Raw genomic sequence first — 17,190 nt, forward strand, 5'->3', positions numbered from 1 at the left:
CGGGAGGTCGAACGAACGACACGATCGGACGGACGCGCGTCGCGGAGGCGGGGCGAATATCGAGGATGTGCAACCTGGCGTTGCTTTCGCGATCCGCGTGGCAGGCTCACCCCGACCGAGGCGGCGGGGGCGCGTGAAGGCAACGTCGAGCGATGCGGCCATGCCGGGCGGAGTGTCGCAGATCCGCAACGTCAATATGTTAGGCGCGCAAAGCTATGGCGGGCAAACCGCTGGCACGGCACGAATTTTGCCGCTAAGCACTGGTTAAAGTCTCGTTGATCGAACGGAGTAGAAGGCCATTCCTATGCAGGATCCCATGTCGGGCGCCCCGAATGTCATGTTTCTGGTTGAGGTCGTGAATTGCAATGACGGGATTGCATCCTATTGCGAGACCTTGGCCACGGGGCTGCACGCCCGCGGCGTGCAGATCCACCTGGTCTCCGGCATCGTGCGGTCGGACGAGAAGTCCGAATACAAGCGCCAGAAGCTGGCGGCGGCGGTCAAGCAGTGGCACGTCGTTCCCGGACTTCGCAAGCTGCCCTCGCTGTCGATCTTCATGCAGCTCTGGAAGCTGATCCGGGAGAACGACATCACCGTGATCAACGTCCATGGGCTCGGCATGCTGATGTGGGGCAGGCTGCTCTCCCTGCTCACCGGCGCGCGCTGCGTCGCGACCTATCACCCCTCGGTGCTCGGGAACATCGAGAAGGTGCAGAATGCGCCGCAATCGACTTTCAGCCCGGTCCAGATCCTGTTCTTCAATCTTTTCTTTCCGCACACCCTCATCCTGATGTCGGAGGAATCGCTCCGGCATCTCAGGCGCTACGTCTTGTTCGGCAAGAACCGGATCGCCAAGGTGTATGGCGGCGTCGATACGGTGCATTTTCGGCCGCCGTCGGATGCCGAGCGCCGCGATGCGCGCGCGAAATTCGGGGTTGCCGAGGGTGAGTTCATGTGCCTGCTGGCGGCCCGTCTCGCCTGGGTGAAGGGCCATGATTTGCTCATCAAGGCGGCGCGCAGGATCCGCGACAGCGCCAGTCCTTCGCCCATCGACATCAAATGCTACTTCGTCGGCAGCGGCGGCGCCGAGCGCGAGAAGGAAATCAAGTCGTTTGCCTTCGCCAACGAGAAGGACAAGGACACGTTCAAGTTCCTCGGGTTCATGGGCGACGTCCGCGAAATCCTCTGGGCCGCCGATGTGTTCGCGCTGCCGAGCCGGTTCGAAGGATTCCCGCTCGGCGTCGCCGAGGCCATGGCGACGGGGCTGGTCCCGGTGCGGACCCCGGCAGGGGGCGCTTCGGATCAGATCATCGACGGCCAGACCGGCTTCATCGTGCCGTTCGAAGACGTCGACGCGCTCGTGGGGGCGCTCGAGAAGCTGGCCGATCCCGCGTTGCGCGCCGCGCTGTCGCGCAATGCTCTTGCGCGCGCCCAGCAATATTTCGGTGTCGGGCCGATGGTTGACCAGACCCTCAGGATCTACGGTTTGGCGGGCGATGCCAGCGGGAATCCGCTGGCCCATCCGATGCAGGCCTAGTTCGAACTGCGTGCCGAGGCCAGCAGATCGCCTCGCCACGTCACCAGGACGACGGCGAGCCCGGCGAAGGCGATCTTTCCCGCGAGCCAGAGCAGAGAGGCCGACGGAGCTGCCGCGAGCATGGCGATCGCGGCGGCCGCGACGGTTGCCTCCACGATCAGCAGCGCCCGTGGCGCAGCGCGGAACCGGATCAACGGGCCGCTGGCGAAGAGGATGATGAGTGCGGTGGCCAATGCCGCACTCGCGATTTGTCCGGCGACCGATATGTGCAGCAAGGCGCCGATCGAAGCGGCCGCCGATACCAGCACCAGCTGGCACGCCGCGACGACCACCAGCCTGGTGGCCGATTTGGTCAGATGCGGCACCACTGCGAGCGTGGCCTGAAGGTGAATGTGGAGGAAGTAGAAGACCGCCGCGACCGGCGCTGCGTTGAGAAAATCGACCAGCAGATCGGCCGGGACGAACAGATGCGCCGCATCGGGCAGAAGGCCGATCAGCCCCCCCAGCATCACGATCGTCGCGCAGAGGATGAAGTCGAGCATGCGGGCGGTTGCTCTGCGCGCATCGCCGTCGACGTCGCGCTCGAACTGCACGACGACATTGGGGTAGCTGACGGTGTGAATGGCGGTCACCAGAACGGAGAACGGCCGCTGCAGGAGGTCGATCGCCATCGAAAAACCGGCGGCTCCCGTCGACGTCCGTCCGAGCGTGGCGATCACGATCAGGCGCAAGGTGACGGGGACGGAGAGATGGATGACGGAGGCGGCCGCGGCCATGATGCCGTATCGGCAGAAATTGCGCCAATCCGTCAGCAGGGCGTGTCGCGACGCCCGCTGTAGCGAGGTGCGATGCACGATCAGGCTCACCAGAAGCGCCGCGCCGTAGCCCGCGGCGATGCCGCACAGCGTCGCCGCCGCGGTGCCGTAGAGCAGCGCCGCCGTGACGGCGCCGGCCAGGAGCACGCTGGCGCGCAGGATCAGGAGGACGGATGCGGTCGCCAGCCGATCGGACACGCGCACGATCATGAAGTACAGGTCGGTGGCGCCCTGTAGCACGGCCATCGCCAGCGCGAGGGCGACGACGCTTGTCTCGAGCGTGCCCACCAGCCCCGCCACGCTGCCGACGAGCAGCAGAACCAGCGCGCTGAGCAGTCCCGCGCTGAACAGCGAGAATCGCAGACGCGCCGCCTCTTCTCCGGAAGCGGCGGCGAGGAAGCGAACGCCGGCCAGTTGCAGCCATTCGAACACGAAGACGCAGAACAACTGGCTCGCCGCCAGTGCCAGCGAAAACGAGGTGTATTGGGCTGGCGAGAGGATATGGCTGACGGCGAAGATCAGAATGATCGCGGATGCACTCTGGTAGATGTAGCTGCCGAATGCGAGCAGGCTGATCATTTCTGGCTACGCGTGAAGGAAAACATGGCGGGATGATTGAAGGCCGTCGGTGGCATCTGCGTCCGCCCCCATTACGTGCGAGGCATGCCGCGGCCGCGCATGAGCTGGTCGTAGACGTTGCGATAGCCGGTGACCACGTCGTCAAAGGTCCATTTGTTGATGCCGGATTTCAATCGTCCGCTCATCTCCACGATCTGCTGGGGAGCCTCGACGATCGCCGAAATGCTCTTGGCGATCGAGTCCGGATCGGGAGACGTCAGCCAGCCGGTCAGGCCCGGCTTGATCGCCTCCTGGATGCCGCCGAACGGCGTGCCGAGCAGGGGCTTGCAGGCGGCCTGGGCATCGGCGACGACGAGCGGGCTTGGATCTTCCCAGACCGAGGGGACGACCACGACATTCACCTGTTCGTAAAACTGCTTCGGCTGCACGAAGCCGAGAAACTCGATCCGCGCATTGGGGGCGAGCCCCTTGATCTGCTTGCGCTGGCTCTCGGAGGCATGACCCGCGATGACGAGCCGGATCCGCTCAGGCGGGATCGTCGCGATGGCGCGAACCAGATTGTAGATGCCTTTTTCTTCGGTCAGTCGCCCGATGAATCCGAATGTGACGGTGCCGTCGAGCATCGCCGTCTCTTCGCTTCCGACGTCGGCCGTCGAGGCGTTTCGAATGACGATCTTCAGCGGTGTCTGCGTGAAGAGACCGAGCCCGGTATGGATGTCGAGAATGCGCTGGCTGACGCCGACGACGGCGTCCAGATGTCGCGTCGCCCCGCGGCGGCGAAGGGTCAGGATCTGGCAGCTCATGCAGCTCGCCTTGCAGGCGTGTCCGTCCGAGAAGCGCGAGCAGCGGGGGCAGGTGAGATAGTAGTCGTGAAGCGTGTGCAGGACCGGGATGCCCAGTTCCGCCGCGGTTCGCCACACCGCCGTCGTCAGGCCGGAGAGATTGTTGGAATGCAGGATGTCCGGTTTGAATGCCTTGATCCTGGCCGCGACGAGCTCCGACATCTGCTGCCAGTCCTCGATCGCGTGCCAGATGCCGCGCACGGGCGCGCTGTGCTGCTTGGCGAAGGGGAAGTAGATGTTGTGCACGGCCGCCGAGTGCACATCGATGCCGTTGCAGGTCTCCATCTGCTGGTTCGGTGTGGAGGCAGCACGTATCACTTCCACGCTGTCGTTCTGGCCGACCAACGTCTCGGCGAGGCGACGGACGAAAGTTTCCGCGCCACCGACCACCTTCGGAGCCAACGGCGTCGGATAGAGGGATGACGTGATAAGGATCTTCATCGAAAAGGTCTGTCCAGCTATCCTGCCAAATGGCTTCGTGAAATCTCCGTTTCGGCCTATTGCCGGCTCGTTCGACTGTTATTCAAATAGACGTCCAAATATTGACCTGTCACTGAATCGGCAGAGAACCTCTCGGCAAACCCGGGCTGCGGAGGCCGGGCGAGCTTCCAGCGTGATCTCTCGTTGACGGCCTTCAGCATCAGTTCTCCCAGTCGCTTATGATCGTTGGGCTCGTAGGACCCAACCATGTTGGAAAACCCCGCGATCTCGGGAATCCCTCCTGCTGTGGAGCAAATAGTTGCCCGGCCGGCGTTGATGCTTTCGATCAACGTCCGGGGCAGCGGCTCCGGCCAGACCGAACTCACCAGGCATACGTCGATGCCGGCATAGAATTCGGCCGCCTTTGCAAAGCCAAGCCATTCGACGTTCCTCCCGCTGCGGCTTTTGAGCCCCCGGACGTAATCCTCAAGCCCCTTTCCGGCAATTTTCAGTTGCCATCCCTGGTCGGGGAGCTGCGCGGCGGCTTTTAGTACCACTTCGATACCTTTTTCCGCCTCGAGCCGGCCGATGAACCCGAATATCAGGTCATCCGAGCTCGAGGGAGGTGAGGGTACTACGGAGCTTGGATCGGCGATGTTGAAGATGACCCGGCCATCGGTGCCCGGGAAGTATTTCAGCCTGGTATGCTGGTCGAGCACGAACTGGCTGTTCGAGACCACCGCATCGACCATGCGCGAGGCCAGCAGATAGGGAGACGTCATGGCCGCGCAGAGGGTGCAGCGCTGCGCACATGTCGCGTCTCCGCGAAACAACGTCGAGCGTTTGCAGAGCAGGGAATAGTCGCGCAAGGTGTGCACGATCCGGATGTTGCGCCGCCTGGCTTCCGCCCACAACGAGACCGAAAATCCGGTGAGGTTGTTGGTGTGGACGACCTCGGGCTTTTCGAGATCGAGAATTTCGGCGAAGCGCGCCGCGGACTTGCGATTCCACGTGTCCTGGAGATGCCACTTCAGGCGCTGGACCGAGGAGGGCTTCCTGTCGTTGCCGAACGGCCAGTAGTCGTTGTCCAGCGGCACCCGGTAGATGCGCACGCCCCTGAGCTCGTTGACGGTGCGATCCTGCTTGTTCTGAAGGCAGACCACGGCAACCTGGTGGCCGCGCTGAACCAGCGCCTCCGCGAGCAGCGACACAGACACTTCGGCGCCGCCGATGATTTCGGGCGGATAGAGCGTGTTAACGATCAGTATCTTCAAGGATAGCCCCGGATTGCGCAGTCCGCCGCAGCGTCAGTTCGATGGCCGAATCTCGAAATCCGGCACGGCCGTGCCCTTGACACTGACAAGCAGGGGCGTCGTCGATAACGCCGTCCAGGCGCCGGCGGCAGGGCCCGGTGCTTGCTGACATACATAGCTGATCTCGGCATTCGGTTCCGCATTTTTTAATCGAACTTCGAAGCGCTTCGACGGATTCTCCGACCAAAGCGCCACTTTCGTCTCGGATCCGCTGTCACTGCGGATCTGCACGACGCCCGGCATCGGCGTGGTGCGCGCCGCCTTCAGGCTCGTACGGATGAAGGCCCAGCTTTCGCGAATGGAACACACCGCGGGCTTCGGCGAATTGTCGAAATGATAGATGCCGAAATTGTCCTCGAGTTCGCCGGGCTTCGTCCCGCTGTCCTTGAGCTCGTAGAGCCATATTCCCTTGAGCCAGGGACCCGCGGTCGATGACCAGAGGATGATCTGCGCCATGTTGTCGGCCGAGAGCTGCTCGTTCACGCCGCATTTCGCGGTCGGGGTCGGCCAGCCCGTTTCAGTCAGGTAGATCGGATAGTTGGGATTGCCGGTCGCCTGTGCGACGCGTTGATGAAAGTTTTCCAATCGCTCGATCGCTTCAGCCGCGGTGCGCCCGGCCGGCGGCAGGCAATGGTTGTAGATGTGGATGGACATGCCGTCGGCGATGCGAGGCAGGTCGGTCTTCAGCAGGGCGTCGGTCCATTTCCAGCCCGGATCGTCGCCGAGTGCGCCCACCACGAAGGGCGCAGAAGGCGCCGCCTGCTTGACCGCCGGCTGCACCAAACGGGCAAGCGTCACGTAATTTTCGACCGTGAATTGCGGCTCTGCGCGCGCTCGGAGATTGTACTCGTTCCACAATTCGAAGATGGGCTGCCGCGCAGCGACCGCTTGCGCGGCCGCCGCAGCATAGGTGACGAATCTCTGGCGCGCTTCGTCGGTCGTCGGCGGATCGGAGTTCGGGACGAGGTGATGGCCGGCTCCGAGAATGAGCAGAGGAATTCCGACACCGGACCTGATCTGGGTCTCGAGGCGGCCGTTCAGGGCGTTGAAGCCGAGCCGCTTGCCGGGCAACTCGAAATCCGACCAGGGGAAGTCGTCCCGGAACGCGGTGACCCCGAGCTCCTTCATTTGCTTGATGGCCGTCGCAGGTACGTAACCGCGAGCGCTGGTGACGCCGCCCAGGCCCTGGTGCGTACCGACGCCCAGCAGGAAACGTTGGTCGAGCGGTTGCGCGGTCTGCGCGTTCGCAGGATATGAGAGGCCGGTCGCGGCGCAGAGACCGCACATCAGCATCCGGAAACGACGCAAGGCTCGTTTCCTCTTTGGCTCCGTCACGCTCGTATCCACTCCTGCTCGCGTCAACTCGACAAGGCTAATCCTCTTCTGTGGCCCGAATTGGGTGAGGCGACCTTGTCCGCGCGCCCCCACGGAGCGCGCCGAGTTGGGCTATTTGGAGTTCACGATCACCGTGCTGATGTTGTCCGCATTCGTGGTCGCCGCGTTCAGCGGGTTCATCAGCTTGACGAATTCGGTCGACGGCGATTCCGCCACCGAAATCACGTCATGATCGCGCATCCTGAACGTATCCGCCTGGAACCAGCCGTCGGGCTTGCTCATGTCGAACTTGTAGACGGCGGGGATCGTCTTGGTCGGGAACTGGGATACTTCGACCCCGATACGCTCCAGGAGCGGCTTCGGCTCGAAACGGTAGACGTAGATGGACTTGGAATCCGCACGGTTGCCGTCGAGGCCGCCCGCCTTCGCGATGGCTTCAGCCAGCGACATGTTGTCGTTCTCGAACGAGAAGCGGCGATTGTTGGTGCCGCCGATCGATCCCGGCGATGGCGTCGAACCGAACACCATGTAGACGCGCGGAATGCGGGTCAGGAAGACGACGTCGCCCGGCGCGAGCAGGACGTCCTCGCCGGGGTGGTGCACCACGGTCGACATCGACTCATTGTAGGTGCGGCCCTCGCGCTTGATCGTGATCGTGCTCTCGTAGGAAGGGTATTTCGGGCCGCCGGCGCGCGCGATCGCGCCCATCAGGCGAATGCCGCCGGGGTCGACCGGAAAGCGGAGCGGCGAGTTGACCTCGCCGAGCACGCTGATCTGGTTGCCGCGCTGCTCGGCCACGCTCACGACCGCCTGCGGATCGATGGCGCGGTCCTTGAGGCGCTCGCGGATGATGTTCGACACGGCGCGCGGCGTGAGCCCGGCGACCTTGATCGATCCGGCGTAGGGAATGTTGATGTTGCCGGACTGGTCGACCTGCTGACGCGGAATGTCGACGAAGTTACCCGGCCGGACGCCCGCTTCGCGCGGAATGAACAGGCCGCCCGCCTGCGCTTCGTACACGGTTACGGTGACGATGTCGCCGATGCCGATCGTGACGTCGCGATAATTGCCGCCGGGAAGACGCGAGAACACCATCCCGGAGGAATCGGTGAAGGCGTTGGTCGCCTGAACGATCGCCGGATTGACCGGCATCAGGGCATAGGCGAGCGGTGCGGTCGGCTCGGTGACCAGCGCAGCGTTGGTCTGCGTGGCAACGGCATCCGGAGAGTCCAGAGGGATGAAGCCCGCGCAACCCGCCAGCGAGATGCCGACAGCAGCCAGCGCCAGGATTCGACTAATCCCGAAATCAAAAGAAAAACGTTCGGTCTTAGCCACCACCATTCCCTCGTACTCATTTAAAATCGGAATCACCGTACCAACCATCGTGCGGGTGAGTCACTGCTGCCTCTTCGACTTTATGGTAAAGCACTTATGGCTGTGACCTTATTGCAACTTGTGAACCGAGATACACGTCAGAATCGCTGTGCAAAATTTGTGCGCGACGTACTCTTTTATAAGCAGTTCGCAAACTAGACATACACGTGTCCGATCGATGTCACGATTGAGGCCGCGACTGAACTAGTGAGCTGCGGCGCGCAGATGGAATTGCATCGTCGCGAGATGAGATCGCCTAAACTTCAAGTCTTGGATCCGATTTTGAGTGACCCTGCGTTGTGTTTTCGTCGTCCTGCGGCGGGCATGGAGCCTGAGCGGACGCCCTCGCCGGGTGATCGCACCGATATTTCTGCGGCGGGATTCCACCTCCGTTAACGCTTAGATTCGGAAGCTGGCCGCGCGCTGGCGTCCGTAAGGTCTTCCTAATCCTGATCCGCCTACTTGTCGGCCAAACCAAAAGGGAAGGCGAAGACAATGTTGCACACCGGATCACTGCTGTTCGCAGCCGGCTTTCTCACCTGCGCGATGATGGTCGCCTCCGCAATTGCGTGGTCGTTCTCCGACAACCGTGTGAGTGACGGCGAGTTCGCGCAGGGCGATGCCCGCCGGATGGCTTGATCGCACGGCCGCTACGACCGCAGATTGTTCGGGAAGTCGGATTGCAGCTTCGCCTGCTGCCCGGATTCGCTTGTCCGCACGTGCAGGACGTCGGCATAGACCTGGCTCAGGGTGCGGTGCGTCTGCTCGATGTCGTAGAGGCGGCTGAAGCGCTCATATCCGGCCCGGCCGACCGCAGGCAGGTCCAGCCGGCTTGCGCGCTGAAAACCTTCAACCAGCTTTTCCGCCGAGACCTCGTCGCACAGCACGCCCGTCGCATTGTCTTCGACGATTTCCGGCAGGGCGCCGATGCGGAAGGCGATGATCGGCTTGGCCGCCCGCATGGCCTCGATCGCCACCAGGCCAAACGCCTCCCAGCGTGACGGAATTGCGACCATGTCGGCCTGGTCGAGCTCGGCCTCGATCTGGTTGCGGTTCATCCAGCCCAGGAAGGAAACGTTGGCCGGCAGATCGCTTCGGTGGAATTTGCTGACGACCGACGCGCCGATCAGGCGCACATCCAGCGTGTTTCCGAGCGCGCGGGCCGCCTCGATGAGGAGATCATACCCCTTCTGGCGGTCGAGGCGTCCGATGAAGAGGACCTTGATCTTCTCCGATCGCCACGGCGCTGCGCGCGTGTCGAGCACGGGCCGCTGCTTGGAAATCCCGTTGTGCACAAGAACGAGGCGGTTCGCCGCGATCCCGACCTGCATCGCATCGGTCCGCTCGCTTTCCGAGATGCACACGATGCGGTGGGTGAATTTCGACAGCACGAGCTCGGTGAACTTCGTGACTTCGCGGCTGAGGCGGCCGGTCTCGCGGCCGAATGCCCATCCGTGCGGGCAATAGACGATGCGTGAACGCCGATAGGTCAGCCAGAGCACCGGGCGCACCACGAGCCCGGCGAAGGACGAGTGAAGATGGATGACGTCGGGCCGAAACTCCCGGACCGCACGCATGGTCGCAGACAGCATGCGAAACAGGCCGACCGCGTTGCGGCCGTCGCGCGGAAACGTGGTGATGGCATCATCCTCGATGTTCACCAGATCGCTGCGATGATCGGACGGGACGACATAGTTGACGTTGCCGCGCCCGAAGCTCGCGCATTGATGCGGATGCAGCTCGTTGAGGTAGGTCGCGATGCCGCCTCTGACCGTTTCGGCGACATGCAGGACTTTCAGGCCGCTGGACAACGGTCATTCCTTTCTTGGCTTGCAGGCGCCGGATATTGCAGGCGCGCGTCTAACGTCTCGAAGCAGCAATATTTGGGCCGCGTCATTGTGTCTGATGGCTGGATGCGGCGTGGGGAGCGGGTTTGGCGAGGAATTCGAGCATCGCTGCGGCGGACTTGGCCCAGGAATATGTCGCCAGTCGCCTCTGCTGCTTCTCCTGTTCCGCCGGCGAGATCCGGCCGAGTGCAATTCTTTCGTGCATTCGTGCCGAAAGCTCGCCCGCGTTGAGGGGGTCGAAATAAACGGCCGCGTCGTCGCAAGTTTCGCGCACGGCTGCGGCCGAACTCGCGATCACCGGGCAGGCGAAGTACATCGCCTCCAGGGGAGGTATGCCGAAGCCCTCGTAGAGGCTGGGAAAAACGAACGCGGCAGCTCGAGCGAACAGCGCCGCGATCTCCTCGTCCTTGAGGCGCCCGGCGACGACGACGCCGGTTCTCGATTCCATGGCGTTGCCGCCAAAGACCTTGCTGTTGTCGCCTCCGACCACGACCAGCGGAAAATCCGCGCGGCCAAGCCGCTCGGCGGCGCGAATGGCGGTGTCGACATTCTTGTTCTTCGTCATCGAGCCGACGAAGAGGAAGAACCCGTAGGGCGCAAGATGCAGCTTTTCGATGATCGAGAAATCGGGCACGACGGTGGCGAAGTGCTCTGCGCTGTTGGGGATGACGGGGATCGACGCAGGATCAAGCGACAGCGCCTCGGCAAGTTCGTTGCGCGAAAACGTGGAAACTGTTGCGATCGTTGCTGTGCGTGCCAGCAAATGGCCGAGCGTCCGATGCAGGGCGAGGTAGCGCCAGCTGAAGAAGTCCGGACGTCTGAAAACCTGCGCATCGTGAATCACGACCAGGTGGTCGCGATGAAGCACGGGGCCGGAATTGGCGAGGCTGATGAGGCGCGTGCCGGCGGCCGCGCGTGCCAGATCGATCTGGTCCCACGCGTGCCCCTGCAACGATCCGACCTGCCTGACGTTGATACGGCGAAGACCGGGGAGCGGCTGCGCGTTCGGCGGCGACAGCACTTGCCACTCTGCGTCCAGGAGTTGTCGCGGAGCCTCTCCGCTCGCCAGCAAACGGTCCATCGCCTTGACGATTTCGGCGGCATAGCGCTGCACGCCGGTTAGCGACTGTGACAGGAACCTGCCATTGATGGAGAGTTTCAAAGCCGATCTTTTTCTTCGTGAGTGTCTTGTTTTTCGTGGGTGTCTTACGGTGGGTATCCTGCGCGAACGTTGCCTCAAGACTGAGCATTCGCGCCGAATATACGATCTATGCGGTGTAACACATGTGGAGCTATCGTCCGAGCATCCTCGCAGGCGGATAGCATGCGAGGATGCATGGCGCCATCATGTTTCCTACACATTTCGATGCGCTTACATGAGCGCCTGATTTGACGATTGTCGTGATCGTCCGAACCTTGCCTCTCATGTCCTGGTCTGGCATTGCATTCGCGGAATCAACGAGGTGACAAATTTGCGGCCAGTGATCGTTACCGGTGCTGCCGGCTTTATCGGAATGCACGTTTGTGAACGGCTGTTGGCGCGTGGCGAGCAGGTCGTTGGCATCGATGCGCTCACTCCGTATTATGATCCCGCGCTGAAACGTGCACGCCTTGCAACGCTCGAGCACCGTCCCGGGTTCAGCTTCCACGAGATCGATCTTGCGGACTTCGCCGCGGTGACGCGCGTTTTCGACGAGGTCTCGCCCGATCGGGTCGTGCATCTGGCGGCGCAGCCAGGCGTGCGTGCGTCGATCGACGATCCCATCACCAGCATCCGCGCCAATTGCGACGGCTTCGTCACCGTGCTCGAAGCCGGCCGGCGCCATGGTGTGGCGCATCTCGTCTACGCCTCGTCGAGCTCCGTCTACGGCGCCAACCGCACCTTGCCGTATTCGACCGAGCATTCGGTGAACCATCCGGTCAGCCTTTACGCCGCGAGCAAGAAGGCCAACGAATTGATGGCGCACACCTACGCGCATGTTCACAAGCTGCCGGTGACCGGTCTGCGCTTCTTCACCGTCTACGGTCCATGGGGCCGGCCCGACATGGCCGCCTGGCTGTTCACGCGCGCGATCTTCGCCAATGAGCCGATCAAGATTTTCAATAATGGCGACATGTGGCGCGACTTCACCTATGTCGACGACATCGTCGAGGGCGTGATCCGCACCCTCGACCGGCCCGCGACACCGAATCCCGCGTGGAACGCGGAAGCGCCGGAAAACTCGACGAGCTATGCGCCGTATCGCGTCTACAACATCGGCAACAACAGGTCGGTCAATCTGATCGAGTTCGTCGAGACGCTGGAGAAGATCATCGGCAAGCCGGCGATCCGCAAGCTGCTGCCGATGCAGGCCGGCGACGTCCTGGAGACACGCGCCGACATTTCCGCGCTCCAGCGCGACGTCGGTTTCGCGCCTTCGACGCCGCTTGCGGAGGGGCTCGGCCGCTTCGTCGAGTGGTATCGAAAGTACCACGGCGTGTAACCCCGCGACCGCGCCCACACCGTGTTCCGCATCCGGACCGATGGTTAAATGCAGCGCACCGGTCGCATATGTCGACTGCATTGTGTGCATGCGGCGCGTTTTTGGGAAATGTCCGCCGTTGCCCCCGCGCAAGGCGGTGAAGGTTTGTTCGGCAGGTGATGCAGGCTGCCCTAATGTTGGGCGTGCGGTCGGATAGAGAATTGGTCTAGGGTGTTCAGTGGAGCATCCGTCTTCAACGGAAAGAGTCTTTCATGCGAATCGCGATGATCGGAACGGGCTATGTGGGACTGGTGTCCGGGGCCTGCTTTGCGGATTTCGGTCACGACGTCACCTGCGTCGACAAGGACGAGAAGAAGATCGCGGCGCTCCATCGCGGCGAGATCCCGATCTACGAGCCCGGGCTCGACGAGCTGGTCGCGACCAACGTCAAGGCCAAGCGGCTCGACTTCACCACCGACCTGTCGAAGCCGGTCGCGGACGCCGATGCCGTCTTCATCGCGGTCGGCACGCCGTCGCGCCGCGGTGACGGGCACGCCGATCTGTCCTACGTCTACGCCGCCGCGAAAGAGATCGCGCAGTCGCTGTCGGGCTTCACCGTCGTCGTGACCAAGTCGACCGTTCCGGTCGGCACCGGCGACGAGGTCGAGCGCATCATCCGCGAAACCAATCCCAACGCCGACGTCGTCGTCGCCTCCAATCCCGAATTCCTGCGCGAGGGCGCGGCGATCCGCGACTTCAAGTTCCCCGATCGCGTCGTGGTCGGCACCTCCGACGAGCGTGGCCGCAAGGTGATGGGCGACATCTATCGCCCGCTGTCGCTGAACCAGGCGCCGCTGATGTTCACGGCGCGTCGCACCGCCGAGATGATCAAATACGCCGCCAACGCGTTCCTCGCGACCAAGATCACCTTCATCAACGAGATCGCGGATCTCTCCGAGAAAGTCGGCGCCAACGTGCAGGAGGTCGCGCGCGGCATTGGCCTGGACAACCGCATCGGCACCAAGTTCCTGCATGCAGGTCCCGGCTTCGGCGGCTCGTGCTTCCCGAAGGACACCAAGGCGCTGATCAAGATCGCGCAGGACTACGACGTGTCCTTGCGCATCGTCGAATCCGTGCTGGCCGTCAACGAGAACCGCAAGCGCGCGATGGCGCGCAAGGTCAGCCAGGCGCTCGGCGGCTCGCTGCGCGGCAAGACCATCGCCGTGCTCGGCCTCACCTTCAAGCCCGACACCGACGACATGCGCGATGCGCCGTCGATCCCGCTGGTGACCGGCCTGATCGACATGGGCGCCAAGGTGAAGGCCTTCGATCCCGTCGGCATGGAGCAGGCGAAGAGTGAGCTGCCCAGCATCACCTATTGCGAGGACGCCTATTCCTGCGCGCAGGGCGCCGATGCGCTGGTTGTCGTCACTGAATGGGTGCAGTTCCGCGGCCTCGATCTCGACCGGCTGAAGAGCGTCATGGCCCAGCCTGTCGTCGTCGACCTCCGCAACATCTACAGCCCCGAAGACATGCACGCCGCCGGCTTCACCTACGAGAGCGTCGGCCGTCCGTCGTCTCAGGCCTAGTACACGAGCCGCGGGGCACTGAGCTTCGCGACCTTTCGCCCGCCTCGTCCCGAGGCGGGCGAAATCGTATCCGATGCGATATGATCGGTCACACGAAGCGGTCGCGCCCGGCCCGTCGGCCTCGCTGCCGCTATGGAGATTGTCATGACCGACGACACGCACTCGATCCGCAGCGGCGGGCTGACCGCGACCATCAAGGCGCACGGCGCCGAAATGTGCTCGCTGAAGAGCGATGCCGGCCTCGAATTCGTCTGGCAGGCCGCACCGGCCTGGCCGCGCCACGCGCCGCTGTTGTTTCCCATCGTCGGGCGTCTCGCCAACGACGAGTTGCGGCACCGGGGCAAGACATACCGGATGACCCAGCACGGCTTTGCGCGCGACAGCCGCTTCACGTGGGCGGAGCGCGGCGAGAGCCGCTGTGTGCTCGTGCTCGAAGACAGCGAGACGACGCGCGCGCTTTACCCGTTCGCGTTCCGCCTGACGGCCACCTATGCGATCGACGACGCCGGTCTCGATCTCTCGCTCACGATCGCCAACACCGGCAAGGAAACATTGCCGGCTTCGCTCGGTGGCCATCCCGCATTCAACTGGCCGCTTGAGCCCGACGTGTCCAAGGAAGACTATGCGCTGACCTTCGCGAACGCCGAGTCGTCGCCCGTCCGCCGTCTCGACGGCGGCTTGCTGCGCGCGGCAACGGAGCCAAGTCCCGTCAGCGGCACCGTGCTCCCCTTGTCCGAATCCCTGTTCGTCGATGACGCCATCATCTTCGATCGCATCGACAGCAATTCGGTGCTTTATGCGGCCGGGCCGGGCGCACCCGGCGGGCCCTGGCTGAAAATGTCCTGGCGCGGCTTTCGCGAGCTCGGCGTCTGGTCGAAACCGTCAGGCGCGCCGTTCCTCTGCATCGAGCCATGGCGCGGCTATGCCAGCCCGACCGGCTTCGACGGCGAGTTCAGCGACAAGCCCGGCCTGATGCACATCGCAGCCGGCGCCGAAGAGCGCTTGTCGTTCCGGATCGAGGTCGCATCGTCCTGAGATCGGCGGCCTTCAGACCTCGATCCGCGTGAGGTCCTCGCCGAGCACGACGGGACCCGAATAGTCCTGCCGGACATCCGCGAGCAGCGCGTTCAGCATGGAATCGTCGGTGCGCGGCCGGTGATGGGTCAGCGCGAGCTTCTTCACGCCGGCCTTGGCCGCGACCTTGCCGACCGTGTCGCCGCAGGCGATCGTGAATTTCGCAAGCCGGCGGAGGTGCTCGTTGTTGATCTCCGGCGTCGCGAGAAAGCAGCACTGCACCAGCAGGTCGGCTCCCTCAGCCAGTCGCTCCAGGCCGGGGCAGGGGACCGTGTCGCCGGATATCGCGATGACCTTGCCCTCCGCCTCGAAGCGGTAGCCGAGACACATCCAGCGCGCGAGGAAGGCCGGCGGCATGTCGAGGCCATCGCCATGCGAGACGAGCTCGGCGCTGATCTTCCAGCGCCCGGTGTCGAGAACCGGGCCCGGAATGATGTCGGTTGCGATGACCGGCTTCCAGCCGCCGAAGGTCGGCTCGCCCCGATCCCGCCAGGTGATGTCCTTGTCGTAGACCTGTGTGACCAGCGTGTTGACCAGCCGTTCGGTATCCGGCGGCCCATAGATGCGCAGCGCGTCCTTGCGCCCGTGCATCCATGAATTCAGCATCACATCGTAGAGGTCGCCGATGTGGTCGAAATGGTGATGGGTGAGAAAGACCGTGTTGATGGCGCCAAGCGGCACGCCGGCCTTGCTGAGCTGCACCATGACGCCGCGGCCCGCGTCGAACAGGATGTTCTCTTCGCCGAGCCTGATCAGCGTGGTCGTCGCCATGCGGCGCGGGTCCGGGCGCGGGCCGCCGGTGCCGAGCAGTATGACTTCCATGGCGCCTACTCCAGCGTCCAGATCCCCCGGGGACTCACATTAGATTTGAAGTCCGCGGCGGGGCAAGCCGCATCGGGCGTCGGAGGCGCTGCCGTTTCTCCGAAGTGACGGGCTTCTTTGCATAAGCCGGTGGTTGAATCCGGGTCCCGATGTGCGCGGTCGGCCGTCTTGGGCCGGCTCCCGGCGCTCGCGCGAGCCGTGCCTGCGCGATGATGCGCGGGATGAGAATTGTGGGCCAATTCATACTTTATACGTCGAGACTGTGACCAATATTGTTTAGGCAACACAACACGCCTAGTATTCCAGCAGGCAATTTCGGGGGCTCGAACCAGTTGTGAATGTTCGTTCACAGGACAGCGCGTTGCGCGACGACTTGAATTTTCAGGCCGGCCCGCAAGCACACAGGACATCCACCATCGTGGCTGATCCCGCACGTCAGGACGTGCGTCCCGCAGGCCGCGAGCGGCTGATCGTCGTCGAAGACGATCCGGTGACGCGGACGATGCTGGTCGGTTACTTCGGCGAGAACAATTTCGACGTGGTCGGTGCCGGCTCCTGCGCGGAATGCCGCCAGGCGCTGCGTGGGCGCGCCGACCTCATCTTCCTCGACGTGCAGTTGCCCGACGGCGACGGCTTCGAGCTCGCCAAGGAAATCCAGGCGACCAGCAACGCGGGCATCATCTTCGTGACCCGCCGCGACACCGACGTCGATCGCATCCTCGGCCTCGAGATCGCGGGCGACCACTACGTCACCAAGCCGATCAATCTGCGCGACCTGCTCGCGCGCGCCCGCAGCGTGCTGCGGCGGCGCTCGATCGACCGCAAGGCGGCGCGCAACCACAATTCGATCGCCTTCGGCGACTGGATCATCGATCTGACGCGGCGCGAGCTGCTCGGCAACGACGGCAAGCCGGTGTCACTGACGCGGGCCGAGTTCGACCTGCTGGCGGCGCTTGTCGGCGCCGACGGCAGGCCGCTCAGCCGCGACTATCTGATCGAGGTCGTCAGCAACCGCCAGGCCGAGGTCGACATCCGCACGGTCGATGCGCTGGTGGCGCGGCTGCGCCGCAAGCTCGTCGGCAGCGGCACGCCCGTGATCGCGACCGTCACCGGCGTCGGCTACAAGCTCGCGCTCAGCGAACGGCTCTAGCCTCATCCGTCGAAAGACCTGATCGCCCTCG

Annotated in this window: 14 protein-coding genes; 6 read left to right on the top strand and 8 right to left on the bottom strand. The window is 63.5% G+C overall.

Going from position 1 to position 17,190, the window contains the following annotated elements; all coding sequences use genetic code 11:
* Positions 1-316 precede the first annotated feature (316 nt).
* Positions 317-1,537 carry a glycosyltransferase family 4 protein gene (locus ACE10W_RS08520; RefSeq protein ID WP_304551078.1) on the top strand — a complete coding sequence of 407 codons (1,221 nt, stop codon included), beginning with the start codon at positions 317-319 and terminating at the stop codon, positions 1,535-1,537.
* On the opposite strand, the gene ACE10W_RS08525 is transcribed toward ACE10W_RS08520, so the two are convergent.
* The 5 genes from ACE10W_RS08525 to ACE10W_RS08545 form a co-directional block, all read right to left on the bottom strand.
* Positions 1,534-2,931: a hypothetical protein gene (locus tag ACE10W_RS08525; protein ID WP_304551080.1), complete on the bottom strand. Its 1,398-nt coding sequence runs from the start codon at positions 2,929-2,931 to the stop codon at positions 1,534-1,536. The genes ACE10W_RS08520 and ACE10W_RS08525 overlap by 4 nt on opposite strands.
* 71 nt (positions 2,932-3,002) lie before the next feature.
* On the bottom strand, positions 3,003-4,214 hold the full coding sequence (locus ACE10W_RS08530; protein ID WP_304551082.1) for a glycosyltransferase family 4 protein: 1,212 nt from the start codon (positions 4,212-4,214) through the stop codon (positions 3,003-3,005).
* A gap of 56 nt (positions 4,215-4,270) precedes the next feature.
* Positions 4,271-5,467 carry a glycosyltransferase family 4 protein gene (locus tag ACE10W_RS08535; RefSeq protein ID WP_304551084.1) on the bottom strand — a complete coding sequence of 399 codons (1,197 nt, stop codon included), beginning with the start codon at positions 5,465-5,467 and terminating at the stop codon, positions 4,271-4,273.
* A gap of 33 nt (positions 5,468-5,500) precedes the next feature.
* The gene (locus ACE10W_RS08540) at positions 5,501-6,793 is read right to left on the bottom strand and encodes a hypothetical protein (RefSeq protein WP_304553704.1); all 1,293 of its coding nucleotides are present in this window, start codon (positions 6,791-6,793) and stop codon (positions 5,501-5,503) included.
* 159 nt (positions 6,794-6,952) lie between these two features.
* Positions 6,953-8,182: a polysaccharide biosynthesis/export family protein gene (locus ACE10W_RS08545; protein ID WP_039183945.1), complete on the bottom strand. Its 1,230-nt coding sequence runs from the start codon at positions 8,180-8,182 to the stop codon at positions 6,953-6,955.
* 528 nt (positions 8,183-8,710) lie between these two features.
* Between ACE10W_RS08545 and ACE10W_RS08550 the strand changes: the two genes are divergently transcribed.
* The gene (locus tag ACE10W_RS08550; protein WP_165448142.1) at positions 8,711-8,854 is read left to right on the top strand and encodes a hypothetical protein; all 144 of its coding nucleotides are present in this window, start codon (positions 8,711-8,713) and stop codon (positions 8,852-8,854) included.
* An 11-nt stretch (positions 8,855-8,865) separates the two neighbouring features.
* On the opposite strand, the gene ACE10W_RS08555 is transcribed toward ACE10W_RS08550, so the two are convergent.
* Entirely contained in the window at positions 8,866-10,026 is a 1,161-nt protein-coding gene (locus ACE10W_RS08555) for a glycosyltransferase family 4 protein (RefSeq protein ID WP_028174323.1), read from the bottom strand.
* An 82-nt stretch (positions 10,027-10,108) separates the two neighbouring features.
* Complete coding sequence (locus ACE10W_RS08560; RefSeq protein WP_304553707.1) at positions 10,109-11,224, bottom strand: glycosyltransferase family 1 protein; 1,116 nt, start codon at positions 11,222-11,224, stop codon at positions 10,109-10,111.
* Between the two features lie 310 nt (positions 11,225-11,534).
* Between ACE10W_RS08560 and ACE10W_RS08565 the strand changes: the two genes are divergently transcribed.
* From ACE10W_RS08565 to ACE10W_RS08575, 3 genes are all read left to right on the top strand, one after another.
* Positions 11,535-12,545, top strand: a complete 1,011-nt coding sequence (locus tag ACE10W_RS08565) for an NAD-dependent epimerase (protein WP_028174325.1) — start codon at positions 11,535-11,537, stop codon at positions 12,543-12,545.
* Between the two features lie 251 nt (positions 12,546-12,796).
* The gene (locus ACE10W_RS08570; RefSeq protein ID WP_304551087.1) at positions 12,797-14,113 is read left to right on the top strand and encodes a UDP-glucose/GDP-mannose dehydrogenase family protein; all 1,317 of its coding nucleotides are present in this window, start codon (positions 12,797-12,799) and stop codon (positions 14,111-14,113) included.
* A gap of 144 nt (positions 14,114-14,257) precedes the next feature.
* Positions 14,258-15,148, top strand: coding sequence for an aldose 1-epimerase family protein (locus ACE10W_RS08575; protein ID WP_370205608.1), 891 nt, complete (start codon positions 14,258-14,260; stop codon positions 15,146-15,148).
* Positions 15,149-15,160: 12 nt separating this feature from the next.
* Here ACE10W_RS08575 and ACE10W_RS08580 read toward each other — a convergent pair whose 3' ends face one another.
* On the bottom strand, positions 15,161-16,009 hold the full coding sequence (locus tag ACE10W_RS08580) for an MBL fold metallo-hydrolase (protein ID WP_011085172.1): 849 nt from the start codon (positions 16,007-16,009) through the stop codon (positions 15,161-15,163).
* A 334-nt stretch (positions 16,010-16,343) separates the two neighbouring features.
* Here ACE10W_RS08580 and ACE10W_RS08585 point away from each other — a divergent pair, with 334 nt between their 5' ends.
* Positions 16,344-17,159: a response regulator transcription factor gene (locus ACE10W_RS08585; protein ID WP_011085173.1), complete on the top strand. Its 816-nt coding sequence runs from the start codon at positions 16,344-16,346 to the stop codon at positions 17,157-17,159.
* Positions 17,160-17,190: the final 31 nt, after the last annotated feature.

It is taken from the genome of Bradyrhizobium sp. B025, assembly GCF_042257955.1.
Classification (GTDB): Bacteria; Pseudomonadota; Alphaproteobacteria; order Rhizobiales; family Xanthobacteraceae; genus Bradyrhizobium; species Bradyrhizobium diazoefficiens.

Coding starts and splice junctions, on each gene's coding strand:
- ACE10W_RS08520 (WP_304551078.1), top strand. CDS start 317: ATGTCGGGCGCCCCGAATGTCATGTTTCTGGTTGAGGTCGTGAATTGC.
- ACE10W_RS08525 (WP_304551080.1), bottom strand. CDS start 2,931: ATGATCAGCCTGCTCGCATTCGGCAGCTACATCTACCAGAGTGCATCC.
- ACE10W_RS08530 (WP_304551082.1), bottom strand. CDS start 4,214: ATGAAGATCCTTATCACGTCATCCCTCTATCCGACGCCGTTGGCTCCG.
- ACE10W_RS08540 (WP_304553704.1), bottom strand. CDS start 6,793: ATGTGCGGTCTCTGCGCCGCGACCGGCCTCTCATATCCTGCGAACGCG.
- ACE10W_RS08545 (WP_039183945.1), bottom strand. CDS start 8,182: ATGGTGGTGGCTAAGACCGAACGTTTTTCTTTTGATTTCGGGATTAGT.
- ACE10W_RS08550 (WP_165448142.1), top strand. CDS start 8,711: ATGTTGCACACCGGATCACTGCTGTTCGCAGCCGGCTTTCTCACCTGC.
- ACE10W_RS08570 (WP_304551087.1), top strand. CDS start 12,797: ATGCGAATCGCGATGATCGGAACGGGCTATGTGGGACTGGTGTCCGGG.
- ACE10W_RS08575 (WP_370205608.1), top strand. CDS start 14,258: ATGACCGACGACACGCACTCGATCCGCAGCGGCGGGCTGACCGCGACC.
- ACE10W_RS08580 (WP_011085172.1), bottom strand. CDS start 16,009: ATGGAAGTCATACTGCTCGGCACCGGCGGCCCGCGCCCGGACCCGCGC.